Consider the following 4,343-nt stretch of genomic DNA (forward strand, 5'->3'; position numbering starts at 1 on the left):
ACCGTGACCACCGCCTCCGGAGCCACCGCCACCGCCACCGTGACCACCACCGCCTCCACCGCTGCCGCCATCTTTGGCATACACGCTGGAGAAACTACCGATGTAATCGGGCACCAGGACAGTCGATGCCGACAGGACTCCGCCAATCGCCACCGCCAACAAACATTTCTTGAGCAGCATGATGCACCTCCACTTGGAGTTGCGTCGTCATCTCCGTATCGAACGCAATGTCTAGTGAGTTCCCGGCCGCCCATTGGAGCGGCCAGCCAACCGGCACGAACATAAATCTGCAGCAATAACGAGCACCTGCGGTATCCGCATGATCCCTCAGAGCCAGTTAGCAATGTTGCGTGGGAAATATTCCCACATATTTAGATTAGTGCTGTCAGCCCGAGTGTCAACGACCGAACATCGGGACTGATTCTAACGGACATGAAAACTTACTGGCCGGCATCACCGAACCGGGGCGTGCAGCCGGCCCCGGCCTGATCAGTGCAGGAGAACAGGTGGGTATCAGAAGGTGTGGCTGAACAACAGTCCAGCCTCGCCATCCGGGCTGGCATCGGAAAAGCCCTTGACGGCATACAACTGGAACTTCCAGTGCTGATTGAGCTTGTGCGTCAGGAAAAGGGTGAGTTCCTTGATCGGGTCGCCCGTGGAAACAACCTTCTGCCGCCAGTCGTAGGATGCGCCCGCCGAGGTGCGCGCAAACACGGGTATGGCGAAGCCCAGACTGGTGAATATCGGGTCGTCGAAGTCGGATCCCGACGGGTCGCCGAATTTTTTCCAGCCCAGGGTGGCAAATCCGGTCACAAAACCAAAGGATTTGGTGACATCGACCTGGGCGGAATAGTCGGTTTTGCCGGTGCCCAGGCACTTGTCTTCGTCGGCGGTAGGCAACTTGACCTTGCCGATCAGGTCCACGAACAGCCCGCCAACACTGTCCTCAAACACGGCATAGTCGGCACCGGCGATAGTGTCGCCCAAACCACTTTCAACTTTGCCGCAGCCGCCGGGCAGCGGCTCGCCGTCAGGGCCGACCGAAGGGTTGGTGATCCGCAACCAGGGCACGGTGAGCTTGTAGGTCATGGGGCCGGTCTGGTATTTGCCCACCAGCGGGACGTACCAGGTTTCGGAAGTAGTGCCGGTGCCATAATCGCCCCGAGAGTAGTCGGTGCCGATCGAGGTCGAGAAAGTATCGGCCTGGGCTGGCGAGGCCAGGCTGGCAAGCAAACCGACGAGCAGGATGCGCTTGCGGTCCATGTTCACCTCGTGTCTTGCGTCATCGAAGTTCACACGCATGTTTTGTAGTGTGACTTACCCAGCCTAGTCACTTATGACGATAGTGCATCACGACTGCACTTTTAACCCGGCCTGCCAGAGTGATCGATTTTTTCAACCGGCTCGACCTTTTCGACTTTCTCTACCTTCTCGACTGTTTCTGGCCGTTCAACTTTCTCGACTTTCTCCGGGCGTTCGACCTTTTCAACCTTTTCGGGTCGTTCGACCTTTTCCGCTTTCTCTACCCTCTCTACCCTCTCGACTTTGTCGGGTTGCTCGACACGCTCCGACTTGCCGGACTTGTCCACGCTTTCCGTTCTGTCGCCGCCGCCATGACTGTCACTGCCCCCGCGGCGAGTATCGTCGCCGACGCTGTTTTCGCTGCCGGAGCGGCCGCTCCTGTCAATGCCCGAGCCCCCCGAGCTGCCGGAACTGGCGGAATTACCGGAATTGTCGGAGTTACCCGAGTTGTCCGGGCTGTTGGAGCTGCCCGAGTTACTCGATCCACTTGACTCGTCCGTGTTTTGCTCGCCGGTCCGGAGTTTCCCGTGTTGGTTGCCGGCTGGAGAATCGGAACGCTCGCGGGGCATTTCAATACGCGTGGCCTGCACATCCCGCGCGCCGCTGAACACGCCAGTGACCCGCACGCGTCGATCCAGCGCCAGCTGCGAAGGCTGCACACCCACAAATACGGTGTCGCGCGCCAGCGTCACATTAAAGCCACCCACCACCAAATGGCGGTCCTGCCGGCCCTGTACCAGGCCCTCGATCACTGCATTGCGTACCCGGCCAATGAAGGGCAGGCTCGGGTCGGGGCGGCTTTGGGTCACATCCAGCTCGCGACCGGACCACTGGCCGCGCACCAGCATTTCCTGCGCCGGGCCAGAGTGATTGCTGAGTTTGAGCCCCTGGAGGTAACCGCTGCGATCCACCGGCCCGATGGCACTGGCCTCCTTGAGCCCGGGCGCCCGGTCGATGCGGCTGGCCACCACTTCACCGCGGGCATCGCGCAGCCCGCTGACCCGTACGGGATCACCCAGGCGCAGACCGGCAGCGACTTGAGCACCGCTGGCCAGGCGTACCGGTTGCCCCATGACGCGCATGGGCATGGAAGCGCGTGGCAGGGCTGTCAAGGGGCCCTCATAGACGTGCAGGATGGAAATGCGCCCGGCCTCCAGACCGCGCCGGGATTTGAACGCTTCCACGGCAACCACTTGGCCTACTGCCAACTGGGTGCTGGTCGCGACAATGCCGTTCTCGCTGACAGGCACATTGTTGTTGAAGTGCACTTCCACGCCATTGACGCAGATCGAGGCGAACCCGGTGATGGTGCCGACAATGCCGGTGCCACCGATCCCGCCGTTGTCGTCGCTGATGCCCGTGCCACCCACGCCGCCTGCAACGGCACCGGTACCGCCAATGCCGCCGGGGCGTTTTGTGAGCGGTGCGCCGGTACCGCCCACCCCGCCGTCGTCGGTGCCCATGCCAGTACCGCCCATGCCGCCAGGCGCCACACCCGTACCGCCGGTGCCACCAGGAGCCTGGATAACCGGCACTCCAATTGTGCCCGCATCATTCTGGCTGACACAGGCTGGGGCGGCTTGCAACGCAATCGGAAGTCCGAGGCCCAGAGCGAGGGCGGTTGCTCGAATCAGGCGCAAATTGACTGTCATGGCTTAGGGGCCGTTGGTGAATCGGGATCTGAAGCTTCAGTGTAGAAGTACAGGCCGACCGTGATGCGCTGGCGCGGTTCAAGACTTGGCAGGTCCTGGAACTCCAGTTCGGCGGCGAGTCGGTTGAAGCTCAGCAGGGCCTGCATCCCCTCACTGGCAACGGCCTCGCGCAGTGCCTCGACGCTCGTCGGGGCCAGTGCGTCATAGTGGACACTGCGTTCAAAAAAGGCCGGACCTTCACTGCTCAGATTATGGACCGCGGCGCAGGCATGATCGTGCAGATTATGCCCCAGGTACGCAGCTTTCTCATCGAAGCCCTTTTGCGGCACGAAAGCCTGGGCTTCGAGATGCACGCGCTCCTGTTCGTCCAGGCGGACGACGCCCAGGCGCAGCCACTCGTCCAGCACTACCCGCGCCCGGATATCCGTGCTGACCTTCGCCACCAGGGCGTCAAAGGAACAGTCGCCGCCAGCACTGGCCAATCGAGGCAGCGGCAGTGGCTGGCCGGCGTCATTGCAGAAGGGTGCGCTGGTCCAGGCGTTGACCAGTTGCGCACCGAAGGTGATGTTTTCCGGAAGCGTAGAGGAGGCGGGATCGCTGATGTTGCGCAAACGCCGTACATCCTTGCGGTGCACGCCAGTGAGCAAGCTGATGCGGCTGTCGGTCGGTGCCTTGTCGCCCAGACGAAACTCACGGTCCGCCACTTCGACGAAAACCTCCTTGAGCAGGTCGGCAAACACCAGATAGGTGACACCTTTACGCAGCATCAAGCGTACCAGCGGCCGCATGACATGCCGCAAGGCTTTGAGGAGCGAGGTGGGCAAGGTAGACGATTGCATTCAGTGCATTCCTGGTCAGATAACCCCAGTATAGCCATGTGGGAAATAATCCCATGAATGCAGGCATGTATTTCTGCCGTGCCTCATGCAAAGCCCGTCCCCCGGGTTTTGCATGAGGTCATCAGCCCGCCTCACATCTGGCTATTGTCGTCGCCGGGTTCGCCGCCAACATGGACGCCGCGATCGTCACCCGGCTCGCCGCCGACATGGACACCGCGATCATCACCCGGCTCGCCGCCGACGTGGACACCGCGGTCATCACCCGGCTCGCCGCCGACATGGACACCGCGGTCATCCCCCGGCTCGCCGCCGACGTGGACGCCGCGGTCATCACCCGGCTCGCCGCCGACGTGGACACCGTGATCGTCACCTGCTTCTGCATGGGTGCCACCGCGACCGGAGTTCGAACTTCCAGGACCGGAATTGCCTGAGTTCCCATTCCCATGGTCGCTGCCACTGTGACCACTGTTGCCACCATGGCCTCCACCACTGCTACCGCCACCGCCGTTGCCACCGTGGCCGCCACCGCCGCTACCGCCGTTGCCACCAC

Annotated in this window: 4 protein-coding genes and 1 pseudogene; all 5 read right to left on the reverse strand. The window is 62.0% G+C overall.

What is annotated here, in order from left to right; genetic code table 11:
* Positions 1-180: pseudogene (locus tag ACCD00_RS30225) on the reverse strand (hypothetical protein); the annotation flags it as partial.
* A gap of 333 nt (positions 181-513) precedes the next feature.
* On the reverse strand, positions 514-1,263 hold the full coding sequence (locus tag ACCD00_RS30230) for a hypothetical protein (protein ID WP_413428863.1): 750 nt from the start codon (positions 1,261-1,263) through the stop codon (positions 514-516).
* Positions 1,264-1,364: 101 nt separating this feature from the next.
* Positions 1,365-2,954, reverse strand: coding sequence for a DUF5666 domain-containing protein (locus tag ACCD00_RS30235; protein ID WP_413428864.1), 1,590 nt, complete (start codon positions 2,952-2,954; stop codon positions 1,365-1,367).
* Positions 2,951-3,793 (reverse strand): DUF6502 family protein, encoded by an 843-nt coding sequence (locus ACCD00_RS30240; RefSeq protein ID WP_413428865.1) that lies wholly within the window; start codon positions 3,791-3,793, stop codon positions 2,951-2,953. The genes ACCD00_RS30235 and ACCD00_RS30240 overlap by 4 nt, the downstream gene beginning before the upstream one ends.
* Before the next feature lie 131 nt (positions 3,794-3,924).
* On the reverse strand, positions 3,925-4,343 hold a 419-nt coding region (locus ACCD00_RS30245; protein WP_413428866.1), incomplete at its 5' end, for a hypothetical protein.

It is taken from the genome of Pseudomonas sp. Pseusp3 (assembly GCF_047304225.1).
Taxonomy (GTDB): Bacteria; Pseudomonadota; Gammaproteobacteria; order Pseudomonadales; family Pseudomonadaceae; genus Aquipseudomonas; species Aquipseudomonas fluorescens_CD.